At 73.1% G+C, this 22,785-nt stretch carries 23 protein-coding genes; 8 read left to right on the top strand and 15 right to left on the bottom strand.

What is annotated here, in order from left to right; genetic code table 11:
• Nucleotides 1–42: 42 nt before the first annotated feature.
• Nucleotides 43–315: a hypothetical protein gene (locus tag V5P93_RS27090; protein WP_104479674.1), complete on the bottom strand. Its 273-nt coding sequence runs from the start codon at nucleotides 313–315 to the stop codon at nucleotides 43–45.
• 125 nt (nucleotides 316–440) lie between these two features.
• On the opposite strand from V5P93_RS27090, the gene hisH reads away from it, so the two are divergent.
• Both hisH and priA read left to right on the top strand, forming a co-directional pair.
• On the top strand, nucleotides 441–1,073 hold the full coding sequence (gene hisH, locus V5P93_RS27085) for an imidazole glycerol phosphate synthase subunit HisH (RefSeq protein ID WP_104479675.1): 633 nt from the start codon (nucleotides 441–443) through the stop codon (nucleotides 1,071–1,073).
• 9 nt (nucleotides 1,074–1,082) lie between these two features.
• Nucleotides 1,083–1,811 (top strand): bifunctional 1-(5-phosphoribosyl)-5-((5-phosphoribosylamino)methylideneamino)imidazole-4-carboxamide isomerase/phosphoribosylanthranilate isomerase PriA, encoded by a 729-nt coding sequence (gene priA / locus V5P93_RS27080; protein WP_104479676.1) that lies wholly within the window; start codon nucleotides 1,083–1,085, stop codon nucleotides 1,809–1,811.
• A 6-nt stretch (nucleotides 1,812–1,817) separates the two neighbouring features.
• On the opposite strand, the gene V5P93_RS27075 is transcribed toward priA, so the two are convergent.
• The 7 genes from V5P93_RS27075 to V5P93_RS27045 all read right to left on the bottom strand — a co-directional run bounded on the left by V5P93_RS27075 (nucleotide 1,818) and on the right by V5P93_RS27045 (nucleotide 7,544).
• Entirely contained in the window at nucleotides 1,818–2,435 is a 618-nt protein-coding gene (locus V5P93_RS27075; protein ID WP_146108047.1) for a hypothetical protein, read from the bottom strand.
• On the bottom strand, nucleotides 2,428–3,330 hold the full coding sequence (locus V5P93_RS27070; protein ID WP_104479678.1) for a hypothetical protein: 903 nt from the start codon (nucleotides 3,328–3,330) through the stop codon (nucleotides 2,428–2,430). The genes V5P93_RS27075 and V5P93_RS27070 overlap by 8 nt, the downstream gene beginning before the upstream one ends.
• Before the next feature lie 35 nt (nucleotides 3,331–3,365).
• Nucleotides 3,366–5,456 (bottom strand): hypothetical protein, encoded by a 2,091-nt coding sequence (locus V5P93_RS27065; RefSeq protein ID WP_104479679.1) that lies wholly within the window; start codon nucleotides 5,454–5,456, stop codon nucleotides 3,366–3,368.
• A gap of 16 nt (nucleotides 5,457–5,472) precedes the next feature.
• On the bottom strand, nucleotides 5,473–6,057 hold the full coding sequence (locus V5P93_RS27060; protein WP_104479680.1) for a TIR domain-containing protein: 585 nt from the start codon (nucleotides 6,055–6,057) through the stop codon (nucleotides 5,473–5,475).
• Nucleotides 6,058–6,283: 226 nt separating this feature from the next.
• Entirely contained in the window at nucleotides 6,284–6,679 is a 396-nt protein-coding gene (locus tag V5P93_RS27055) for a PPOX class F420-dependent oxidoreductase (protein WP_104479681.1), read from the bottom strand.
• Nucleotides 6,680–6,732: 53 nt separating this feature from the next.
• Nucleotides 6,733–7,197 (bottom strand): SRPBCC family protein, encoded by a 465-nt coding sequence (locus V5P93_RS27050; protein WP_104479682.1) that lies wholly within the window; start codon nucleotides 7,195–7,197, stop codon nucleotides 6,733–6,735.
• Nucleotides 7,194–7,544, bottom strand: coding sequence for a helix-turn-helix transcriptional regulator (locus V5P93_RS27045; RefSeq protein ID WP_104479683.1), 351 nt, complete (start codon nucleotides 7,542–7,544; stop codon nucleotides 7,194–7,196). The genes V5P93_RS27050 and V5P93_RS27045 overlap by 4 nt, the downstream gene beginning before the upstream one ends.
• 132 nt (nucleotides 7,545–7,676) lie before the next feature.
• Here V5P93_RS27045 and V5P93_RS27040 point away from each other — a divergent pair, with 132 nt between their 5' ends.
• The gene (locus V5P93_RS27040; RefSeq protein WP_104479684.1) at nucleotides 7,677–9,314 is read left to right on the top strand and encodes an alkaline phosphatase; all 1,638 of its coding nucleotides are present in this window, start codon (nucleotides 7,677–7,679) and stop codon (nucleotides 9,312–9,314) included.
• A 40-nt stretch (nucleotides 9,315–9,354) separates the two neighbouring features.
• Here the strand turns inward: V5P93_RS27040 and V5P93_RS27035 are convergent, their stop codons facing one another.
• The gene (locus V5P93_RS27035; protein WP_104479685.1) at nucleotides 9,355–9,891 is read right to left on the bottom strand and encodes a helix-turn-helix domain-containing protein; all 537 of its coding nucleotides are present in this window, start codon (nucleotides 9,889–9,891) and stop codon (nucleotides 9,355–9,357) included.
• Nucleotides 9,892–9,954: 63 nt separating this feature from the next.
• Between V5P93_RS27035 and V5P93_RS27030 the strand changes: the two genes are divergently transcribed.
• Nucleotides 9,955–11,241 carry an erythromycin esterase family protein gene (locus V5P93_RS27030; RefSeq protein ID WP_104479686.1) on the top strand — a complete coding sequence of 429 codons (1,287 nt, stop codon included), beginning with the start codon at nucleotides 9,955–9,957 and terminating at the stop codon, nucleotides 11,239–11,241.
• A gap of 11 nt (nucleotides 11,242–11,252) precedes the next feature.
• Here V5P93_RS27030 and V5P93_RS27025 read toward each other — a convergent pair whose 3' ends face one another.
• The 4 genes from V5P93_RS27025 to V5P93_RS27010 all read right to left on the bottom strand — a co-directional run bounded on the left by V5P93_RS27025 (nucleotide 11,253) and on the right by V5P93_RS27010 (nucleotide 14,373).
• Nucleotides 11,253–12,206, bottom strand: coding sequence for a hypothetical protein (locus V5P93_RS27025; RefSeq protein WP_146108048.1), 954 nt, complete (start codon nucleotides 12,204–12,206; stop codon nucleotides 11,253–11,255).
• 50 nt (nucleotides 12,207–12,256) lie between these two features.
• The gene (locus V5P93_RS27020) at nucleotides 12,257–12,838 is read right to left on the bottom strand and encodes a S1 family peptidase (protein WP_104479688.1); all 582 of its coding nucleotides are present in this window, start codon (nucleotides 12,836–12,838) and stop codon (nucleotides 12,257–12,259) included.
• A 90-nt stretch (nucleotides 12,839–12,928) separates the two neighbouring features.
• Entirely contained in the window at nucleotides 12,929–13,663 is a 735-nt protein-coding gene (locus V5P93_RS27015) for an ABC transporter permease (RefSeq protein ID WP_104479689.1), read from the bottom strand.
• Nucleotides 13,660–14,373, bottom strand: coding sequence for an ABC transporter ATP-binding protein (locus V5P93_RS27010; RefSeq protein ID WP_104479690.1), 714 nt, complete (start codon nucleotides 14,371–14,373; stop codon nucleotides 13,660–13,662). Before V5P93_RS27010 ends, V5P93_RS27015 begins: the two co-directional genes overlap by 4 nt.
• A 100-nt stretch (nucleotides 14,374–14,473) precedes the next feature.
• Between V5P93_RS27010 and V5P93_RS27005 the strand changes: the two genes are divergently transcribed.
• The gene (locus V5P93_RS27005) at nucleotides 14,474–14,995 is read left to right on the top strand and encodes a hypothetical protein (RefSeq protein WP_104479691.1); all 522 of its coding nucleotides are present in this window, start codon (nucleotides 14,474–14,476) and stop codon (nucleotides 14,993–14,995) included.
• Nucleotides 14,996–15,334: 339 nt separating this feature from the next.
• Here V5P93_RS27005 and V5P93_RS27000 read toward each other — a convergent pair whose 3' ends face one another.
• Both V5P93_RS27000 and V5P93_RS26995 read right to left on the bottom strand, forming a co-directional pair.
• A complete protein-coding gene (locus V5P93_RS27000) occupies nucleotides 15,335–16,537 on the bottom strand; it encodes an HEXXH motif-containing putative peptide modification protein (RefSeq protein ID WP_181043531.1) in 1,203 nt (400 codons plus the stop codon).
• Nucleotides 16,537–17,691, bottom strand: a complete 1,155-nt coding sequence (locus V5P93_RS26995) for an FxsB family cyclophane-forming radical SAM/SPASM peptide maturase (protein ID WP_104479693.1) — start codon at nucleotides 17,689–17,691, stop codon at nucleotides 16,537–16,539. Before V5P93_RS26995 ends, V5P93_RS27000 begins: the two co-directional genes overlap by 1 nt.
• Nucleotides 17,692–17,901: 210 nt before the next feature.
• On the opposite strand from V5P93_RS26995, the gene V5P93_RS26990 reads away from it, so the two are divergent.
• From V5P93_RS26990 to V5P93_RS26980, 3 genes are all read left to right on the top strand, one after another.
• Complete coding sequence (locus tag V5P93_RS26990; RefSeq protein WP_104479694.1) at nucleotides 17,902–18,087, top strand: hypothetical protein; 186 nt, start codon at nucleotides 17,902–17,904, stop codon at nucleotides 18,085–18,087.
• A gap of 64 nt (nucleotides 18,088–18,151) precedes the next feature.
• The gene (fxsT, locus tag V5P93_RS26985) at nucleotides 18,152–21,847 is read left to right on the top strand and encodes an FxSxx-COOH system tetratricopeptide repeat protein (protein WP_104479695.1); all 3,696 of its coding nucleotides are present in this window, start codon (nucleotides 18,152–18,154) and stop codon (nucleotides 21,845–21,847) included.
• Between the two features lie 22 nt (nucleotides 21,848–21,869).
• Nucleotides 21,870–22,784, top strand: a complete 915-nt coding sequence (locus V5P93_RS26980) for a hypothetical protein (RefSeq protein ID WP_104479696.1) — start codon at nucleotides 21,870–21,872, stop codon at nucleotides 22,782–22,784.
• Nucleotide 22,785: the final 1 nt, after the last annotated feature.

Here is a 22,785-nt window from a genome sequence, read left to right as displayed (position 1 = left end):
AGGCCGGGTCCGCTCGATCACTCCCCAGTGGACACCCGGGGCTCAGGCATGGACGGGTCGGTGGGCGGGCCTCGGCTCAGGCTGCTGCTGCGTGAGGGCCAAGGCCTCGCGGGCCGTGCGGGGGGCGGGCACGGTGACGTCCTCGGCGGCGGGGATGACGACGGCGACGGCGAACGCCAGCCACAGGACGGCCAGGGGGATCGGCCAGATGACGGACTCGGTGACGGCCAGGTAGCCGTGCACGCCCGCCGCGGCCGTCAGGACCGCCGCCAGCGACCAGCGGACCGGTCTGCGGTCCAGGCTTCGAGTCTTCACGGCGCCCCTCCGTCAGGTCCCCCGACCCCATACTCGTCACGGGGTAGGTACCCGCTCGGGTCACCGCTCAACCACAGCCGCATGTCACAGTTGGATCACGGAGGCCGCCGACTACGCTGAGCGGCGTGGCAAGAGTCGTCGTTCTGGATTACGGGTCGGGAAACCTTCGGTCGGCCGAGCGCGCGCTGCGCCGGGTGGGGGCCGAGGTCGAGGTCACCGGTGACTTCCAGACCGCGCTCGAGTGCGAGGCGCTGGTGGTGCCCGGGGTCGGGGCCTACGCGGCGTGCATGGCGGGGCTCAAGGACGTCCGCGGCGACCGCATCATCGGCCGCAGGCTCGCGGGCGGGCGCCCGGTGCTCGGCATCTGCGTCGGCATGCAGATCCTCTTCGACCGGGGCATCGAGCACGGCGTCGAGACCGAGGGCTGCGCGGAGTGGCCCGGCGTGGTCGACCGGCTGGAGGCCGACGTCGTGCCGCACATGGGCTGGAACACCGTGCACGCCCCCGAGAAGTCGGTCCTCTTCGGCGGCCTCGGCCCCGACACCCGCTTCTACTTCGTGCACTCCTACGCCGCCCGCCAGTGGCAGCTGCACCCCGAACCGCCGATGATCCCTCCCCTGGTGACCTGGGCCACGCACGGTGACGACTTCGTGGCCGCCGCCGAGAACGGCCCGCTGTCGGCCACCCAGTTCCACCCGGAGAAGTCCGGCGACGCGGGCGCGCACCTGCTGGAGAACTGGCTCGCGAGCGTCGCTTAGGCTGTCCGGGTGAGCTTCTACCTGCTGCCCGCCGTCGACGTCGCCTACGGCCAAGCCGTCCGCCTGACCCAGGGCGAGGAGGGCACCGAGACCACCTACGGCACCCCCCTCGACGCCGCGCTGGCCTGGCAGAACGACGGGGCCGAGTGGGTGCACCTGGTCGACCTCGACGCCGCCTTCGGCCGCGGCGGCAACCAGGACCTGGTCGCCGAGGTGGTCCGCGCCCTGGACGTCAAGGTCGAGCTCTCCGGCGGCATCCGCGACGACGACTCGTTGGCCGCCGCGCTGGCCACCGGGTGCGCCCGGGTCAACCTGGGCACCGCCGCCCTGGAGAACCCCGAGTGGTGCGCCCGCGCCATCGCCACCCACGGTGAGCGCATCGCCGTCGGCCTCGACGTGCGCATCAAGGACGGCGAGCACCGCGTCGCCACCCGCGGCTGGACCAAGGACGGCGGCGACCTCTGGGAGGTCCTCACCCGCCTCGACCGCGACGGCTGCTCCCGCTACGTCGTCACCGACGTCAGCAAGGACGGCACCCTCCAGGGTCCCAACGCCGACCTGCTGCGCGCCGTCTGCGCCGCCACCGACGCCCCCGTCGTCGCCTCGGGCGGCGTGTCCAGTGTGGACGACCTGCGCGCGCTGGCCGCGCTCGCACCGATCGGTGTCGAGGGCGCCATCGTCGGCAAGGCGTTGTACAACAAGAACTTTACGCTGCCGGAAGCCCTCGCCGCCGTCTAGGGGCGCTCATCCCGTTTTGGTGAGCCGGAGGGTTTCCCGCTTGCCGCCGCCGGTGATCGTCACGTAGTCGCCGCTGATCCGGTACGAGTAGTCGCCGTTGACCGCCAGGAAACCCTCGGGGGTCTCCTCGGCGCGGATGTTGATGTGGTTCTCCTTCGTCACCGGCCGGTCGGTGAACCGGCCGTCGTAGTACGGGAGACCGGACGCGGTGCGGCACAGCACGATGGTGTGCCGCACCGTGGTGTACGACGCGATCAGCGTGGCCTCCGCTCCGTCCGGTCGGGCCTCGGCCGGGCACGGGTTCCCGGTCGGTGACGCCGTCGCGGGCTCGGGCAGGATGTGCGCGAGCCGGTCCATCGCGGTCGGCCCGAACACGTACAGCGCCACCGCTACCGCGACCCACAAGGCCGCCTTCCGCGCTTTGCGCTTGGTACGCGGGGAAAGCGGCCGGGAACGCCTGCGCGCCTTCGGTCTCGACGCGGGTGGCAGACCTGGCGGTGGCGGCGCGGGCCGAGTCGGGCGTTGCGGCACGGGCGGTGCCGGGACCGCGGTGGCGGGTGGCGGTGGTGGCGTGAGGACGATGTCCGGCTGCCGCGCGCCGTCGTCGAGGATCCGCTCAGCCACGCCGCTCATCGTCCTCTGTGGACGCTTCGATCGCGGGCGCCTCCCGGGTGCCGCCGAGTTCCGGGCGCAGCGGCCTGCGCGACTGGCGCGGCTCCACCCGCGCGGTCGACGGGTCCTCGCCGAGCAGGGCCCGCCCGGTCGCGTGGATCGCGCGGCTCTGGTCGACCGGCTCGACCGAGTCCGACTTCAGCACCATGCCGAGGAAATCCAGCTTGGTCCGGTCCTGCCGCGCCGCGGACTCCTCCTCGGCGGCCAGGAACCCGGTCGGGTCGCCGCCGTTGAGCGCCATGTGGTGCGCCAGCATCTCGTCCCGGCCCCCGTCCACGACCTTGCGCGCGGCTTCCCGCCGGACGTCGTCGACGCGGATCTGCGCGCGGGCCGCCACCAACCCGGTGCTGTCGGCGGCCGCCAGGTGCACGACCAGGTCGCCCAGGTTGACCGCGTCCACGTGGGTGGCCACGGCCAGCCGCTCGTTCATCGCCCGCTCGGCCTGCCGCGCCCGCAGCACGTCGAACTGCCCGCCGATCGGCCGCAGCAGCCCCTCCAGGGACGGCTTCAGCGCCTCGGTCATGTCGCGCAGGCCGTCCCGCACGATCGGCAGCGGGTCCACCACCCGGCAGCTGAAGGACACCTTCGCGTGGAACCAGTGCGCGGGGTCGGCGCACGGCAGGATGGTCGCGAAGTGCAGCGCGTAGGCCGAGGTGTCGACCAGGTACGAGCGCAGGTGGCCGCCGAACCGCGACCGCGGCACCCGGTCGCCGGGGCTGATCACGCGCAACTCCCCGGACTTGTCCTCCAGCACCAGCGCTCGCCCGAGCCGGGGCGGGCGCACCGGGGTGAGCAGCCGCACCGACGACAGCTCGGTGATCTCGACTATCGGGTTGTAGGTGTTCACGTGAGTTCCCCCGCTTCTCGGTGTCCTGGTCGCGGTCAAGCCCGCTGGAGCAGGTCGTCGTGCAGGTCGACCGCCGGGTGACCCGATTCCCGCGCCCACCGCTCCAGCAGGTGGAACACGCGGTCCTCGTGTTCGTCGACCGCTATCTCGTCCAGCACGTCCAGCAGCGCGCCGTAGTGCTCCGGTGCCAGGCCGACCAGCCGCACCCACGCCCGCAGCGCGGCCTCGGCCAGCGGTTTGACCTCCTGGTCCGCCAGCGCCCGCCGCCACAGCAGGGCCAGGGCTTCGCGGTGGTCGGCCGCCCCGGCCAGCAGCGCGGGCACCAGCGGCTCCCCGCGCGCGGAGGTGAGCACGTCCGCCGCCGCGACGAACACCGTCAGCGCCTTCACCGTGGTGTCGTCCCCGCTCTTGCCCTCGGTCCACACCAGCAGGGCGGCCAGCACCTCCCGGTCGTGACCGCGTTCGACGAGCAGCCGCGCGCCCGCCGCGACCGGGTCGAGCAGCCCCCAGTCACCGCTCGTGACCACAGTGGACAGCACGCGCAGCGCGCGGTCGGGGTCGGTGTCGCCGATCGGGCCGCCGACCGCGGTCGCCGCTGCGGCGGGCAGGGCGCGCTGCCGCGGCCCACCGGTCGCGGCCCACTGCTCCAGCAGCGCCCACACCGCCGCGGTGTGCCGGGGGACCGCGGCGACCACGTTCAGCGCGACCGTCGCGCTGTGCCTGCGCACCGCCGACTTCGCCCGCGCCCACGGCAGCAGGTACCGGTGCAGCGCGTGCTGGAAGTCGCCCGCCGCCAGCACCCCGGCGGCGAACGCGGCCCGGGTGCGCACCTCGACGTCGAGGTGGTCGACCAGGGTGCCGAGCCACTCCAACACCTTGGGGCGCAAGCCGTCCAGCTCGTAGTAGAGCCGCGACAGCACCGCCGCCCGCAGGTCGCCGTGCCGGAAGCGGACCACCGGCGGCTCGTCCGGATCGGGCCGGACCAGCTCGATCCAGGTGTGCTCGGCGACCAGCTCCCGCTGGTAGCGCAGGGCGCGCCCGCCGGTGCCGCCGAGCCTGCCGAGCAGCGCCACGGCGCCGTCGGCGACGGTGAGGTAGGTCGACTCCTCCAGCACCGCGGCGGCCAGGGTGAAGGCCAGGTCCCGGGTGTCCGGCTCGGCGCTGAGCCACTCCACGACCTGGGCGTCGGCGTCGCGCAGCGCGGCGATGACCGGGGCCAGGTCCTCGTCGTAGCGCACCCCCTGGGCCAGCCGCTCGGCGACCCGCGCGGCGAACCCGGGGGTGCCGCGCTCGATCAACGGGTCCAGCAGCTCGCGGCGGGTCACCAGGTCGTCCAGCGACTCGGCGGACCAGTGCGGCGCGGCTCGGACGAGCCGTGCCCGCAGCACCTCGACCGGGTCGGGCGGCAGGTGCTCCACCACGTAGGTGCCGCGGTGGGTCGCCGTGGCGAGCGCACCGCGCACCGGCCCGGTGACCACCACGAGGTGACTGCCCGCCTCGCGCAGTTCCTCGGCGGTGCGGGTGAGCCAGGCGTCGGTGATGGCGTCGGCCGCGTTGTCGTCGTCGACCACCACGAACCCGGTGCCCGGCTGGGGCACCCGCCACGCCAGGTTGCCCAGCACCCGGCCGTGCAGCCGGGAAACCCGCGGTTCGGGACCGGTCTCGTGGACCAGCGCGGCGAGCGCGGTGCTGTAGCGGCCGGTGCGGCGCGGCCCGGAGACGATCACCAGGTGCCGCGCGCGCAGGGTCGCGGTCACGTCGTCGAAGCCGTCGGGTGGGACGAAGCAGCCGGTGTGGTCGTCGAGCTCGGCGGGGCCGACGGGCGTGCTGCGCGGCGCGTACCGGCGCCCGCCCGGTTTGCCGCCGGTGACCAGGTCGCCCATGACCTGGATGTCGCCCTGGAAGACGGTGATCCGCCCGCCCGGGGCGGCGATCCGGTCCAGTCCGCGGGTCAGGATCCGGTCGGAGCGCAGGGAATCCCGCCGCTCGGCGGGGTCGGTCCCCAGCTGCTCCAGCGCCTCGGCCCGCGACGACGGCGGCGGGGGTCCGTCCTCGGCCTCGGGCGGTGCGGGTTCGGCCGCGAGCGGGTCGGGGTCGGTGTCGGCCGGAGTGGTGTCGGTGCGCATTCCGCGTCAGGTCCGATCAGGCGTTGAAGTCGCCGTTCACGGTCATCTGGCCTATCTGGAACAGCTTGTCGACCCGGCCGGTGACCGCGCCGAACCGCGTTTCGGTGTGCGTTGTGACCGATTCCGCGGGGCGCGGCAGATCGGGGTTTTCCGCGCGCAGCCGCTTGGCGAGGGCGTCTATATCGTGTTCCATGCTGCGGCGGTGGACCCGGAATGCCTGGCTGCGCGCGAGCGCGGCGATATCGCCGGGGAGCGGCCGGTCGGCGGGGTTCGGCGCGTCGTCGAACAGCACGGGCACCACGACGCGGCTGTGGTCCAGCGCCGCGCGGATCTCCGCGCGGACGAGGTCGTCGGGGTCGTCGAGGCAGCGGTCACCGGTGTCGGTGGTCGCGCTCGACCACCGGGAACCCAGCAGTGCCAACAACACCCGGCACCCCGCCGCCGCGTCGAGCAGGGCGGGCGGCCAGGCCGCGCCGAGCGGGATCGACCGCGCCGCGAGGAACACGTGCTCGGCGCCGAAGTGCGCGGCCAGCCCGCCGCGCACGGCGTTCGGCGCGTACCCGACGTCGGACGTGCGGTAGTTGATGAAGATGCTCGTCACGGGTCGCGCACCTCACGGTAAACCGGCTGGGGAGGGGGATTCACCAAACCGGGAGTGCCCGGTCGACGAGTGGGGACCTTGCCACAGGCGTGCGCGATTGTCCACCGATTCCGGGAGAACTCCCACCGGTGGTCCGTGTTCGTCCACTATTCGTCCATTCCCGAATGGTGGGCGGCGGTGTTCGGATTGGTGTCCACAATCGATTGGACACGACGGTTGTCGCAGGTCAGGAATGTTCTTCCGGCGCGTCCGGGGTGATGGCGACGCAGATCGTGCCGGTTGTGCCCCGGCGCAGCCTGCTGCCCTGGACGACCAGCCAGCCCATGGCGCCGTACTTGCGCTGGATCCGCTTGCGGCCCCGGTCGGACTCGGCGTCGTCGAGCAGGCGGGCGGTGGCGGGGGACGCCGGGCCGGTGGGGTTGCCGCGGGCGTCGCACGGCGCGACGGTCACCCGGGGGTCGTTGCGGATCCGCTTGACCTTGCCGGAGTCGCGGACGGTCCAGATGACCAGGTCGGCCCCCTCGCGGACGACCCACACCGGGGTGGGGACCGTGGAGCCGTCCCGCTTGCGGGTGGTCACCAGGAGGTAGTTGGGGTTCGTCAGGTCTTCCTGCGACGGCATGCGTCGAGGCTACCCGCGCGGGGCCGGGGGAACCGGCCCCGCGCGCAGGACGCTCACAGCTTGGCGAGCAGCTCTGCCAGCCGGTCGTAGGAGTCGCGGATGCCGTGCTCCATGCCGCTGGCGATCATCGCGTCGCGGCCCTCGACGGAGAACCCGACCGAGACGCTGCGCACGGTCGTCCTGCCGTCCTTCTCCTCGAACCGCACGCGCTCCAGGGCGATCTCGCCGGGGGCGCCCTCGAACTCGAAGGTCTGCACGAGGCCGTCCTCGAGCGACGGTGTGCCGTGGAAGACGCCCCGGAAGGCGTACTCGCTGCCGTCCGCGTCGACGTGCAGGTAGCGGTAGCCGTGCGCGTCCCAGTGGTCGACCTTCATGGTCAACCGGCGCGGGCCCAGCCACTGGGCGACCAGGTCGGGCTCGGTGTAGGCGCGCAGCAGCAGCGCCGCGGGGGCGTCGAAGTCGCGGGAGATGGTGATGTAGGGGCTGCCGGGCTCCGCGGTGATCACGGTCTCGCTCATGATGGGTCTTCCTCTCCGGGGTTGTCGGTGTCCTGTAGCCGCGCGAGCAGCTCGTCGAGCCGGTTGTGGCTCTCCTCCCAGTACTCGCGGTAGTCGGCCAACCAGGTGGTGGCGTCACGCAACGGTGTTGCCTCCAGGTGGCTGAGGCGGGCGGTGGCCCGGCGGCTGCGGGAGATCAACCCGGCGGCCTCCAGCACCTTGAGGTGCCGGGAGACCGCGGGCTGCGACATCGCGAACGGCGCGGCCAGTTCGGCCACGTTCGCGTCGCCCTCGCGCAGCCGCCGCAGGATCGCCCGCCGAGTGGGGTCGGCTAGCGCGGCGAACACGGCGCTCAGCTGGTCGGTCATTCATAACCATTTCGTTCTAGAAGGGATGTGTTAAGGATGCGCGTGGCGGAGCGCCGCGTCAAGGGGGAGTTCCGGAGAAGTTCACGCGATCAGTGGGTGTGACACTTACCTTGGAGATGTATCACCTAAGGCATGACTCCCACCCCACCGCTGGGCCGCCGCTCGTTCCTCAAGTCCTCCGCCGTGGCGGGCGGCGCGCTGCTCGTCCCCGCCGCCCTGGCGGGCACGGCCGCCGCCGCGACCGCCCCGCAGTTCGCGCACGGCATCGCCTCCGGTGACCCGTTGCCCGACGGCGTCCTGCTCTGGACCCGCGTCACCCCCACGCCCGAGTCCACGCCCGGCTCCGGCAGCGGGCCGTCGGTCGAGGTGCGCTGGGAGGTCGCCACCGACGCCGCGTTCGGTTCGGTCGTGGCCTCCGGCGCCGTCCAGACCGGCCCCGACCGGGACCACACCGTCAAGGTGGCGGTCGCGGGCCTCAACCCGGCGACCGCCTACCACTACCGCTTCAGCCTCGACGGCGTCCGCTCCGACGTCGGCCGCACGCGCACCGCGCCCGCCGCCAACGCCGACGTCGGCAAGCTCCGGCTGGGCCTGGTTTCCTGCTCCAACTGGCAGGCGGGCTACTTCTCCGCCTACCGCCACCTCGCCGCCCGCACCGACCTCGACGGCGTCCTGCACGTCGGCGACTACCTGTACGAGTACCAGGCGGGCGGCTACGGGGCCCGCGGCGTGACCGTGCGCCCGCACGTGCCCGCCACCGAGGTGCTGTCGCTGGCCGACTACCGCCGCCGCCACGCACAGTACAAGACCGACCCGGACCTGAAGGCGCTGCACGCCGCGCAGCCGTGGTTCATCACCTGGGACGACCACGAGTACGCCAACGACACCTGGTCCGGCGGCGCGGAGAACCACCAGCCGGGGGAGGGCGACTGGAACACCCGCAAGGCCGCGGCCCGGCAGGCGTACTTCGAGTGGATGCCGGTGCGCCAGGGCGCGGGCGGCGAGATCTACCGCCGGTTCCGGTGGGGCAGGCTGGCCGAACTGTCGCTTTTGGACCTGCGCAGCTACCGCTCCAAGCAGACTACCCCGTCCAACGGCGACCCCGGCGACCCGAACCGCACCATCACCGGCGACGCGCAGATGACCTGGCTCAAGAACGGCCTGGCGGGCACGGACGTCCGGTGGAAGCTGGTCGGCAACTCGGTCATGATCACCCCGATCTCCCTGGGCACCGTCGAGTCCCGCTTCCTGGAGTCCCTGGGCTCCCTGCTGGGCCTGCCCATCGGCAGCGTCGCCGCCAACGCCGACGCATGGGACGGGTACACGGCGGACCGGCAGGAGCTGCTGGGCCACCTGAGGGACAACCGGGTCAAGAACACGGTCTTCCTCACCGGCGACATCCACTCGTCCTGGGGCGCGGACGTCCCGATCGACCGCTCGACCTACTGGTGGAACGGGAACTCCGTGGCCACCGAGTTCGTCACCACCTCGGTCACCAGCGACAACATCGACGACCTCCTGAAGGTCCCGCCGCGCACCCTGTCCGTGGCCGCCGAAACCGCCCTGTACGCGGGAAACTGGCACCTCGAGTACATCGAACTCGACTCCCACGGCTACTCGGTGGTCGACGTCAACCCCCAGCGGGTCCAGATGGACTGGTACTACCTGGCCGACCGCCTAAGCCCCACCTCGACCTCCCACCACGCCAAGTCACTGGCCACGGTGGACGGCAGCCAGCGCGTCCGCGCGGCTTCGGGCCCCGTCGCCTGATCGGGCTCCCGGGTTCCCGCCTCGTGGGAACCCGGGGCCCTCACTCGTGTTTGTCGCCGGTGGGGAAGAAGATCGCGCTCATCAGGTGTGGCCCGCGTCCCGGTGTGGGCGCGTTCCCCGCGCGGGCGGCGAAGACCCGGCGCAGCTCGCCGATCATGTCGGCCAGTTCGTCCGGGTTCAGCCACAGGGTGTCCTGCCGGTAGCCCACCGAATCGGTGAACGGATCGGCTCCCGGCCGGTCGAGGTAGGCGTTGAACTCCGCCAGGAGCGCGGCCACGGCCGCCGCGAACCCGTGTCGGTGTTCGTCCAGCGACATCGACGCGCCCGCCGCCGGGTCGATCGACGTCCGCTCGCGGCGCAACCGGTAGTGGCGTTCGACGACGCCCCGTACCGGCCGCTCGTCGACGACCTCGAGCAAACCGGCGTCGGCCAGCAGGCCGACGTGCCGGTACACGCTGGTCCGGGGTACGTCGGCCAGGCTCGCGCACAGGTCGGACGTGGTGCGCGTCCGACCGCCGGACATGGCCGACACGAGGCGCAGCCGGATCGGGTGCAGCAGCAGGCCGAGGATGTCCACCCCGTGATTATCCCATACTTGGTACTATTCCCAAAGTTGGGACAATACGAGGAGGGGTCCGCCATGACGAACACCCGGATGAGTGCCGCGGCGGTGCGGCCACTGCGCACGCTCGACCCGACCGCGCCCCTGGACGACCTCGACTGGCTCGACGCCGCGATCGGCGACGCCCGGGTCGTGGCCATCGGCGAGAGCGCGCACTACAACACCGAGTCGTACCAACTGCGCCACCGCCTGCTGCGTTACCTGGTGGAACGGCACGGATTCGGTGCCTACGCCATGGAGTCCGGGTTCACCGAGGGATGGCGCGCCGACGCTTGGGTCCACGGTGCCCCCGACCGCCTCGGCGGCGTGATGGGCGACGGCATGACGTCGCTGATGCTGCTGTGGGAACCGATGCGGGCGCAGTTGGAGTGGATGCGCACGCGCTCGGTGGGCTACTACGGCATCGATCTGGGCGGTTCCAACGTCTCCCTACTGCCCGGCCTCGACGCCGTGACCGCCTACCTCGCCGACGCCGACCCCGAGTTCACAGTGGACCCCCACCTGAGAGACACCGCCGCGATCTTCGCCCCACCGTCGGCGTTCTCCGCCCCTTCCGCCGTCGCCGCCTACGCCGATCTGACCCCCGACACCCGAGACGCGCTGACCGCGGGCCTGGCCACCCTCGCCGCACACCTGATCGGCCGACGCCTGGACTACCAACGCCGAACCACGGTCGACGCCTACAACCGCGCCCTGCGCTCCCTGCGACTCGTCCTGACCCTCGACAGCGTGATCCGAGCCATCGCCCGCGGCGACCTGCGAACCGCGATGCTCAACCGGGACGCCGCGATGGCCGACACCGTCGAATGGATCCTGCGCAGGGAGGGGCGGGTCGTGCTGGGCGCGCACAACGGCCACATCCAACGTTGGCCCTGCCCCCTCCCCGGCATGGCGCCGATGACCCCGATGGGCATGCACCTGGCCGAGCGACTGGGGGAGGACTACCGGGTCATCGGCACGACCACCGGCACCGGTCAAACCCTCACGACCAGCCCGGACTTCTACCGCGGCAAGATCTTCTCCGACCTGGGGCCACCCCAACCCGGAAGCCTCGACGCCCTCATGGAGGCCTGCTACGACAGTCCCTTCGCGACAGACCTCCGGACCCTGCCTCCAACCGACGTCGCCACGGTCGCCGCTGCCACGTGCCAACGCCACGGGACCCACTACGCCGATCTGGATCCTCTCGCCGCCTACGACGTGATCGTCCACTTGCCCCGCGTAACCGGAGCCGAACCCGACAAGGACGCCCTCGCCCATTCCCCTGACGAAGTGCGGCAAGCGTTTTCCCGGTGGGCGGGCTGACCCCGCGCGACTCAGGAAGTCGGCGGCAGCTGGGCCCACAGCTGCTCCGCCGCCTTCCCCGCCTGATCGCACGCCGCCGCCATGTCGGTGCTGGTCATGTGGCTCACCACCAGGCTCACCGACTCGTACTTCGGCTCATCCGGGAGTTTCACGTGGTTGTACTGCAGGATGCAGTGCACCGTGTTCCCCGCGGGTGCCTCCATCCGGTCCGTCACCCGCCCCGCGATCGTCACCGGCCGCGCCGGTGGTGTCGGCGACGAGTACAACCCGAACGTCACCCGCATGATGATGGTCTGGGCCGCGTTGCTCCACTGGCACGTGTGCTTCGTCGGCCAGCTCCGCTTCACGGTCAGCCCCGCCGTGCCCGCCGACGGCATCGCCCGGCACGGGTCGACCGGCCCGAACGAGTTCTTCCCGTACACCCGGTGCTTGACCTGCTTGGGGTTCTTCTTCAACCGCTCGAGCATCTTGGTGAAGCCCGCCCCCAGCAGCGAGCACTGGTTCTGCGCGCCCCCGCCCATCCGCCGGATGTACGCGCTCAGCGCGAGGTCGTCGAAGAGCACCAGCCGTCCGCACTGGGCGTAGTTGTCCAGGTACTCCGTGGTGCGGAAGCCGTCCTTCTCGACCGGTGCGCGTTGGCCGGTGAACTGCTTGGCCTGGTCGACGCCGCCGACCGAGATCATGACGCCCGGCTCCGTGCTGCCCGGGGTCGAGAGGGTGAGCAGGCACTCGTCGAAGCCCGTGCCGGACACGAAGAGGCCGTTGCCGAAGTCCGACGGTTCGAACAGGGAGCACGGGTCGAGGGTGGTCAGGTCGCCCAGCAGCGCGCCCACGTCGACCATCGGCGGCTTGTAGTCGCTGACGGCCGGTTTGGCGTACCACTCCGGCGGCGACACCACCGTCGTGCACCCCGCGGTGGCCGCCACCGCCGCGATCACCGCCGCGAGCCTGCGTAAACCGCGCATCCGTGCCCCCGAGAGCCAATCACCAGCCGACGGGGAGGGATGTTAGGCGATCACCCCGTGTACAGGACCAGCCCGTGCCGCGATAGGACCGTCGCGATGGGCAGGTAGTAGCTCGTACCGCCGCTGGAGCAGTTGCCCGAGCCGCCGACGACGACCCCCTGGGCCTGTCCGTTCCAGACCACCGGGCCGCCCGCGTCACCCGGTTCGACGCAGATGGTGGTGCGGGTCAACCCCGTGATCGACCCACCGGGGAAGTTGACGGTCTGGTTCTTCGCCTGGACGGTGCCGCAGTGCCAGCCGGTGGTCGGGCCGTAGCGGCAGACCGAGGTCCCGACCGCCGCCTCGGTGCGGCCGCGCACGGTGGTCGTGCCGGTTCCGGTGCGCACGTACGGTGTCGACACCGAGTCGGCGGGTGCCGGGATGAGGCCGTACGCCTGGTTCCCGCCACCGCACGCCGACGTGGTGATGACCATCCGGACACCCGAGCCGGTGCGCGCGTTGAAGCCGATGACGCACGTCTTCCCGTTGTACGTGATCCGGTCGCCGCCGATGAGCTGAACGGGCGCCGCCGCAGCCGACGGCGCGGTCAGGACAATGAGGACGAGGGCACACAGGGTCGCCAGGACACGCATCGCATCAGCCTTCCCCGAACGGTCGAGACTCGACGGTAAGCGGCGAAACGGTCACCCCGGTACCCGCTGTTCGGCCTAGGCGCTTACCGTTTACGCGGTCCGCCTGCGCAGCGTCCCGGCGCCGAGGGCCAGTGCCACCACGACGCACCCCGCGACGACGACCAGGTCGCGCACGAGCGTCCCGCTGAACTCCGCCGACCGGGTCACCAGCGTCAGCGCGTCCACCGCGTAGGACAACGGCATCACCGTCGACAGCCACTCCAGCGGCCACGCCATCTCCGCGCGCGGCTGCAGCAACCCGCACAGCAGGAACTGCGGCAGCACGAACAGCGGCATGAACTGGATCGCCTGGAACTCGCTCGTCGCGAACGCGCTCACGAACAGGCCCAGCGCCATGCCGAGCAGCGCGTCCAGCACGGCGATCAGCAGCAGCGTCCACACCGAACCGGCGACGTCGAGACCCAGCCACAGCAGGGAAACCCCGGTCGCGACGCCGACCTGGAGCACGGCGAGCAGACCGAAGGCCAGCGCGTAGCCCAGGATCAGGTCGAGGCGGGCCAGCGGCATCGTCATGAGGCGTTCGAGCGTCGCGGTGGTGCGCTCGCGCAGCGTGGTCACCGACGCGATCAGGAACATGATGACGAAGGGGAACACGCCGAGCAGGGCCGGGGCGATGGCGCTGAACGCGCGGGCGTCGTCGAAGACGAAGCGCAGCAGGGTCATCAGCAGGGCCGGGACGAGCAGCAGCATCGCGACCGTGCGCGGGTCGTGGCGCAGCTGGGTGAGCACGCGCCGCGCGGTGGCGGCGGTGGTGGCCGGGTTCACGCCGCCTCCCGGATCACGCGCAGGAAAGCCCGTTCGAGGTCGGTCTCCCCGGTCGCGGCGCGCAGCCCGTCGGGGGTGTCGTCGACGAGGATCGCGCCGTCGCGCATCAGCAGGAGCCGGTCGCAGCGCGCGGCCTCGTCCATCACGTGGCTGGAGACCAGGAGCGTGGTGCCCGCGGCGGCCAGGCGGTGGAAGAGGGACCAGAGGTCCTCGCGCAGCACCGGGTCGAGGCCGACGGTCGGTTCGTCGAGGACGAGCAGTTCGGGGCGGCCGAGCAGCGCGACCGCCAGGCCCGCCCGCCCGCGCTCGCCGCCGGAGAGGCTGCCGACGAGGTTCCGGGCGCGGTCGGCGAGGTCGACATCGGCCAGCACGCGGTCGACGTCGGAGGCGGGGGCGCCGAGGACGGTCGCGAAGTAGCGCAGGCACTCGGTGACGGTGAGGTCGGCGTAGACGGCCGGGTGCTGCGTCGCGTACCCGACGCGGGACCGCAGGTCGCGGTGGCCCGCGGGCAGGCCGAGCACCTCGACGGTGCCGCCCGCGACGACCTGCACGCCCGTGATCGACCGCAGGAGAGTGGTTTTCCCACAACCGCTGGGCCCGAGCAGTCCGGTGACCGACCCGCGCGGCACCGTGAACCCCACGTCCCGCAGCACGTCACGACCCCCGCGGGCCACCCGGAGCCGGTCGACGGCGACCGCTGAATTAGTCACGCGTTTAATTCTGTCCGCGCCGGGATTCGCCCGTCAAGCCCTTCACGCCCGAGCACCGAAGACCTACGGTGAGCACCCTCGAACGACCCGGAGGACCCCCATGCCCGCCGAGCGCCCCCTGGCCGCGCTGATCGACGAACTCGACCACCCCGGCCCCCTGCGCGGCGCCACCGTGCTGGACACCATCCAGGGCGCCCTCGCGAGCGGGACCGAGTCGTGGCAGACGGCCCTGGCCGACCTCGACGCGGGCGGGGACGCGGTGGACGCCCTCGACCTCGTCGCCGACGCCTACGACCTGACCCGAGCACTGGGCGAGGCCACCCGGGAGGCCACGGAGATGATCAGCCTGGGCGTCGACACACCCACCCACCACTTCCTCGTCGCGGTGGTGCCCCTCCGCCGCGAACTGGTCCGCGCCAACGCGCGCCCCACCACCCAACTCCGCCGAGCCGTCGCCCTGGAACGGCGCGGCCAGAGCCGCTGGCGGGGCCCCGAGGGCCGCGCCGCCGCGATGGTCGACCGCGACCTCCAACTGGAAGAGGTCCGCGTCACCGCCAAAACCCTCCTCGACGACATCGCCGACCTCACCACCCACTACACCCGCTGGCGCACCGGCCGGTAGGGCGACTGCGTCCAGGATGTCGTGGCCCGCGCCTCACGCTCCTCGCGCCGCGAACCGCTGATCCTTTGTGGACTTAGGGTGGGCAGGCGGATCGCCTGGCCGGTATCGCCGGAACCGGGCTCATCGAGCCGGTCGGGATGCTTCGGCGTGCCTGGCCCGACTTCTCCGACCGGCTGACGGCCAGCCGGGTCGTCGAACGCACGCTCTCCTGGCTCACCAGCTGCCGCTGCTCGACCATCCGCTACGAGCGCGGAGCCGCACACGTCTGCGGCTTCGTCACCCCGCCGCGGCATGGACCTGCGGCAAGCGACTCACCAAGACCACCTCATGGGACATGCCCTAAAGCTGCCCGTGCTCGGCCCGGAAGCGGTCGCGGTGGTTCCGGGCCGCGGTGGCCGCCGCCTCGCGGGCCGCCGAGGGGATGGGGGTGTTCGCGAGTTCGGCGAGGCGGGCGCGGATCGTGCGGACGAGGGTCGTGCCCAGGTCCGTCAGCGATCCCGTGCCCAGCAACGTCTCCGCCGCGTCCGCCGTGGCCCGGTGCCAGCGGGCGAACTCGGTGTCGGCGTGGGTGGGGTCCGGCTCCACCAGCCGTTGGTGGGACCAGAACTCGGCGACCGCCAGGTGCGCGTACGTGCCGTGCAGCAGCCCCGGCAGCGGACGGGGGTCGGTGCGCCAAGGGGCGTAGTACCGCGCTGACCGGTCGTCGGCGGTCAGGGCGAACAGGTCCAGCAGGACGGACAGCTTGCCGTGCTGGAGTTCGTGCGTCAGGGTGACCGCGGTCTCCGCCGGATTCGGTGGCAGCGAAAGGAAAACGCAACCGAACGCATCCGCCAGGGTCAGGCTCGCCGTGCCCGACGGCGGGTCCGGCAGCGGTGTCAGTACCCGCACCGCCGCCGCCAGTTCCGCGGCCCGCCCCGGGTGGTGCTCGACCAGCACCCGCCAGCCCGCCGCCAGGGTTTCCCGCCACGGGGCGACGTCGGCGTCGCCGATCGTGACCCGCCGCGGCAGCGGGGCCCACCGCCAGTGGTCGAACCGGAAGCTCGCCGTCACCCCCGCGTGGGCCACCGAGATCACCGGCATCGGCCGCCACAGCTCGGACCGGCGCCCGATCAGCGCCCGCTTCCCGTCCACCGACAGGGTCACGCCCTCCGGGGTCCGCCGGACCCGGACCTCCGACGCCCCCACCGCCTCGAACACCCCGAGCGTCGGGATCTCGACGCGACCCGGCACCGCCAGCCGCACGCCCAACTCGCGCCCCCGCCGCGCCGCCCCGGCGATCGCCACCAACCCCAGGTCGTCCAGACCGAGCGCACCCGACGCGACGCGCACGGCCCACGCGCCCACCCCCGGGTCGTCCAACACCGACGACCCGTGCAGCGACGCCCACAACCGACGCGCCTCGGGGTCCCCCGACGCCCGGACCGCGTGCTCCAGCAGCAGCACCGTCCGACTCCGCCGCGCCGCCACCAGCGCGGCCACCGCCGCGGGCCCGCCGCCGCACGCCGACAGCTCCTCGAACACCCCGACCGAGATCCGGTGCACTACCCGCGCCCCCGAGCCAACGCCGCCAGGTCCGCCGCCACCCGGTCCCGGATGTGGCCGACCAGCCGGAACAGGTCCGGGCAGTAGGCGGACGGGTTGTCGAACCCGGATCCCTCACGGTAGCGGTGCGCCCGCAGCCCCCCGCCGCACAGGCGCCGCACCGGGCACCCGCCGCAGCCCGTCGGCGGCACGACCACCGGCGACGGGCGCGGGACGCGGTCGAACGGGTCGCGGTCGACGTGCAGGCCCGTCGCGGAAGCGCCCTCGTACGACGACGTCAGCATGTCCGACGACTCGATGCCCCCGTCGGTCTCCACGACCACCATGCGCGACGGCGACAGGCCGACACCCTCCACCCGCGACCGGCCGCCCAGCGCGACCGCGATGATCTCCTCGAACAGCCGCACCCCCGTTTCGGGCGCGCCGTACCAGCGGTCGAAAATCGGGATCAGCCAGTCCGCGTACGGTGTTCGGGGGTCGCCCGGCACGCGGCCCGGCGGCGGGTTCGTCCAGTTCCCGTGCGGTAGCAGGAAATCGACGGCGGGCGGGTCGAACGCCAGCAGCGACTCGTAGGTCCGCAGTGGATCGTTGGCGAGGTCGACCGTGCACAGCAACCCGGCGTACGCCGCCCGGTGCCGCGCGGACCCCAGGCGCCGCAACGCCGCGCTGACCGCCGCGTACGACCCGCGGCCGTCGTGCCCGACGCGGTGCCGGTCGTGCGCCTGCGCGTCCCCGTCGACGCTCACGCTGACCCGGATCCCCAGCGCCGCCAACGCGTCCAGCGCCGCGTCGGTCAGCAGCGTCCCGTTGGTCTGCATGGCGAACCCGACCCGCACACCCGGGCCCACCGCGGCCCGGACCGCGGAAACGCAGTGCCGCAGGCGTTCGACCCCGGCCAGCATCGGCTCCCCGCCGTGCAGCACCACCTCGATGGCGTCCACGCCGTGGTCGCGGACGTGCTCGGCGATCCGCGCCGCCGTCCGCTCGACCGTGCGCGCGGACATCGCCCGCGGCCTGCCGCGCCAGCGCTGGTCGGCCATCGTGTACACGTAGCAGTGGTCGCAGGCGAGGTTGCAGCGCCCGTGCACCTTCAGGATGAACTGGCGCAGCGGCAGGGTGCGCGCCGCCGTCGCCGTGGCGCCCGGACCACCCATACGCTGACACCGTTCCCGCACGTCCTGGCCGCACCCTCGGCGCGACTCCTCCCCCGAGGGGGATCGCCGCACGCCCGCGGAGTGTTCCAGTTCCCGGCGGGCGCGCGACCGGGCCCCCGCGGTCGGTGCCTGTGGCTATCATGGCGCGGCACGTTGCCGGCCCGGCTGGTGGCCGACCACCGCCCGCCGAAAGAGTGAAAGGACGTCAACGTGAGCACCCCTCAGCACGAGGCAGGCGCCGACCCTGCGGCGCTGGAGTCCGACCTGCCCGACGTCGGGTCGCTAGACCCGGCCGCGCTCGCGGCCATCCCCGACTCGGCGCTGGCCGCTGCGGTGCGCAGGCAGCTCGCGGGCGCCGACGAGGACTACTTCGCCGCCTTCCAGAACGCGATGTGACGGGGCGGGGGAAAAGATCCTTCGGCGGTAACCCGGCCGCCGCGGCGCGCGACATCATCTAGTGATGAGCAGCCCCGCGCGTGACCTCGACCAGGTCCGGATCATCGCTCTCCTCGCGGTCAGCGGTGGGTCCGGGCGCACCAGCGCCGCGGCCAACGCGGCGTGGCTGCTCGCCGGGGACGACGCGCGCGTGCTCGTCCTCGACGGCGGCACCGAGCCGCCCCGCGCCGCCGACTACCTCGCCCCCTTCTACGCCGCCGAGGTCGACCTGCCCGACGAGCTCGGCGCCGCGCTGGCCGAGCCGCCGCTGCCGGGTGAGCCCGTGCGGCCGCTGCCCGCCGCCCGGTTCACCGTCCCCGGCGCCCACGGCCACGTCGACGTGCTCCGGGTGGAGCACTGGGACCGCAGGCTCGACGTGCTCGACCTGCCCGCCGCCGCCATGCTCAGGGCCCGGCTGCGCACCGCGGGCTACGACTACGTCCTGGTCGACGTGCCGACCGCGCCGTCGCCCGCGGTGCTGGCCGCGGTGGCCGCGGTGTGCGACCGCGTCGCGGTGTTCTGCACCGCCCGCCCGACCGCGATCACCCGGGGCGCGGAGGTCGCGAGCCAGGTCGCGCGCGCCGCCCACGGGCCGCTCGCGGTCGTGCCGGTGCTGACCATGACCGACCCCCGCTTCGAGGAGCGCGAGCACCGCGGCCGCTCCGCCGTGCGCACCGCCTTCCACCACGAACTCGGCGGCGACGTCGAGCGGCTGGCCGAACCGGTCGAGATCCCGTACCAGCCCGGCGAGTCCTACGACCCGATGCTCGCGGTCGTCGCCGACGACCTGGCCCTCGACACCGGCCTCGGCGAGTCCTACGAGACCTTCACCAGGGACGTCTGCGGCCACGCGGTGAACCGGCAGGACATCGTCACGCCGCTGCTGCGCGCCCGCTACCGGGCCAGTTTCGGCCTCGGCGGCGACGTGCCCGACACCGTCACCATCGTCCACGCGCCCCCGGACCGCGCGTGGGCGGAGTGGGCCCACGACCGGCTCACCGCGGCGGGCGCGCACGTCCGGCGGACCCCGCTGGGCGTCGGACCGGTGCGCCTCCTCGCGGAGGAGGAACAGCGCGGCGTGCTCGTCGTGGCCTCGACCGCGCTGTACGGCGCGCCCGGCGTCCCCGAACTGCGCGGCGCGCTGGACGCGTTGCGCCTGGGCACCACCGACGTCGTGCTGATGCAGGTCTCCGACGACGCCGTCGAACTCCCGTCGACCGGCGGGTTCGCGGTCACCGGGCTGCACGAGGACCAGGCCAAGGCGACGCTGCTGGGCCGCTTCGGGCTGGTCGACCGCACCGGCGGCGCGGACCCGGCGGACGCCCGGTTCCCCGCGCGCACCCCGGCCGTGTCCAACGTGGCCGCGCGCAACGGCCGGTTCGTCGGCCGCGGCGCGGACCTGGAGTCGTTGCGCGACAACCTGGTCTCCGACGAGCACACCACCGTCACGCTCACCGGGGTGCGCGGCGTCGGCAAGAGCGAGACCGCCCGCGAGTACGCCCACCGCTTCGCCTGCGACTACGACGTCACGTGGTGGGTCGCCGCGCAGGACGTGGACTCGGTCGAGGCGTCGGCCGCCGAGCTGCGCGCGGACGACCCGCCGGTCGAGAACGCGCGGTGGCTGCTGGTCCTCGACGACGTGGCGGCCGGACCGCCGCCCGTGGACGCCCTGCTGCCCGGTCCCCGGCCGCGGTGGCTGCACGTGCTGTGCACGTCGACCGAACACCGCGGCGGCGACCAGGTCGACCTGCCGCCGCTGCCCGACGCGGACAGCGTCGCCCTGCTGACCCGGACGGTCCCCGGGCTGCTCGACCCCGAGGCCCGGCAGACCGCGGCCGCCGTGGCGCACCTGCCGCTGGCGCTGTCGCTGTCGGCCGCGCTGCTGCGCACCATCGCCGAGGACGCGGCCGAGACCCGGGGCCTGACCAGGAGTTCCGCCGCGGTCACCGCGACCGCGCGGTTGGCCGAGCTGCGGCCCCCGCTCGACCCGGCGGCGGTCCCGCCCGGCAGGCTGCCGGTGGCCCAGACCGTCGAGGTGGCGCTTAGCTGGCTGCGCCGCGAGGCCCGCGGCGCGCTCGCCGTGCACCTGGCCGAGCTGCTGGCGTTCCTGTCGCCGCAGGGGGCGAGCCTGCAACTGGTGCGCTCCAACGGGATGCTGGCCCGGCTGGCCGAACTGGGCGGTCCGGCGGCGGAGGTGCTGCGCTACGACGCCACCGAGGTCGACCAGGTGCTGTGGACCGGCGCCCGGTGCGCGCTGTTCGAGGTGGCGTGGGGCGAGGAGCCGTCGGTCGGGCTGCACCCGCTGGTGCGGGAGTGGTTGCTGGCGCGGATGTCCGAGGCCAAGCGCGCCGACAAGCGCGCGCACGCGCTGCGGGTGCTGGCCGCGTACGCGCCGCTGGAGGTCGGCGGGCACGAGGCCGACCGGGAGAACCGGCACGCCGAGCTGCAACGGCACCTCGGCCCGGCCGAGGCGCTGCGCAGCGATGACCCGCTGGTGCGGCGCTGGCTGGTCAACCAGGCGCGGTACCAGTACCTGGAGGGTAACCCGCGCACGTGGAGCGCCGCGCTGAAGGCGGGCATGCCGGTGCTGGCCGCGTGGCGGGAGCGGCACGACCAGCCGGACCAGCTCGACGTGCGGTTCGCGGGGCAGCTGGCCAACCTCAGCCGCGCGCTGGGCGACTTCCGCGCCGCGTACGCCTTCGACAGGTTCGCCGTCGACCGCGCGCGGGAGCACCCGGAGCTGGGGACGGACCACCCGGTCACGCACACCGCGGTGCGCGGGCTCAGCGCCGACCTGCGCGGGCTGGGCCGGTTCGGCGAGGCGCTGGAGAGCGACGTGACCGCGTGGCGGGGGCTGCGGGCCACGCTCGGGGAGGAGCACCCGCAGGCGCGCAAGGCGGCCAACAACCTCGCGCTGTCCCAACTGCTCGCGGGCTTCCCCCAGACGGCGCTGGACATCGAGCGCGGCAACTACGCGCGGCGGCTGAGGCTGCTGGGCACCGACCACCCGAACACCTGGTTCTCCCTGTGCAGCGTGGGTTTCTACCAGCGGGAGATGGGCAGGCTGGACGAGTCGCTGCGCTCGCTGACCGCCGCCCGGCACAACATCCTCCGGTTGCGCGGACCGGCCCACCCGGACGAACTGCGGGTCCGCTGGCACTACGCGCTCACGCTGCGGCACGCGGGACGGGTGTCGGTGGCGCACGAGCTGACCAGCCAGGTCTGCGCGGAGTACCGCGCGTCGCTGGGCGACGTCCACCCGCACACGCTGGCGGCGCGGCTCAGCATGGCGGCGGTGGCCCGCGCCCGCGGCGCCGACAACGCGGCGGCCGTGGCGGTGGAGGTGTTGGAGCAGTACCGGACGAAGCGGCCGGACCACCGGCCGTTCATCGCCATCTGCCACCTCGAGTACGCCATGTGCCTGCGGGCGGCCGGGGACCACGAGACCGCCTACGGGCACGCCCGCAACGCGTATCGTGAACTGGGGGAGACGGTGGACGGTCAGCACCCGTGGACCCTGGCCGCGGCCCTGGTCGTGGCCGCCGTGCTCGCCGACCTGGGCGACGTGGCGCAGGCCCGCCGCGACACCGAGGTCATCTGGCAGCAGTGCGTCGACTTCGTCGGTGCCGACCACCCGTACACCCGGGTCGCCGCGGAGAACGTGAAGAACGCGGGCAACGTCCGCCTGGTGGACGTCGACCTCGACATCCCGCAGACCTGAACCCGACCGAGGAGCCCGCCCGGTGCCCACCGACCCCGTCGTCCTCGAAGCGAACGGCGGCCCCCACGGGGAGGCCCGCCCGCTGTCGGTCGACGCGTTCCGCCGGGCGGGGCTGCGGCACCTGGTGCACCTGGCCAACCACGTCCGGGTCCTGTCCCTGGACGACAGGGCGCACGTCGGGTCCCGCGACCGGGTCTCCTCCAACGCGGCCCTGCTCTGCTCCCTGCTGGACGAACTCGACGAGCGGCTCGACGAACTCCGCATGGGAACGCTGATCCGCACGGTCCTCACGGGCGCGGCCGGGTCGGTCCTGCACTACAAGGTCCTCCCCGCCAAGGACATCGTCGCCGCCCTGCCCGACGCGAGGGTGCACAAGGCGGACCAGGCCATGGCCGAGCTGACCACCGCGCTGCGCCGCGACCTCGGCCTCGACGACCAGAACCCGGGCGGTTTCGTGGCCAGCGCGGACCCGGTCGCCTCGGACCACCCGGTCGCCGTCCACTCCTTCCAGACCACCGCCCTCTCCCCGCGCTCCACCGCGATCCGCGACCTGGCCTCGGCGGTGATCGACCCGAGCGCGTTGCAGTGGGTCGCCTACTACGCGGGGGAAGCGGTCATCTTCACGGTGGACTGCCTGGACGACCCGGCGCTGGCGGACTTCCACACCTCGGTCACCGTCGAGTCCCGCCGAGACCGCCTCCGCGCGCTGACCCGCGAGGTGCCGACGATCGCGACCAGGTGCAACCGGATCGTGGGCAGGCTGCTCGAACCGGTTCCGCTGGACCGCGTCACGTTCGACCCCGAACACGGCGCCCTGTACTACCGGCGGCTGACCCCGGGGTCGTTCCTGCTGGGCATGACCCTGCGCCAGGAACGCGTCGCGGAGGCGGAGACCGCCATGGAGCGGTTGACCGCCGAGGTCGCCGCGCTCGGCTGAA

Origin of the sequence: Actinokineospora auranticolor, from assembly GCF_041897805.1 — a bacterium.
GTDB lineage: Bacteria > Actinomycetota > Actinomycetes > Mycobacteriales > Pseudonocardiaceae > Actinokineospora > Actinokineospora auranticolor.
The sequence above is the reverse complement of the archived record's forward strand: the minus strand, read 5'-3'. Positions and strand labels throughout refer to the sequence as shown.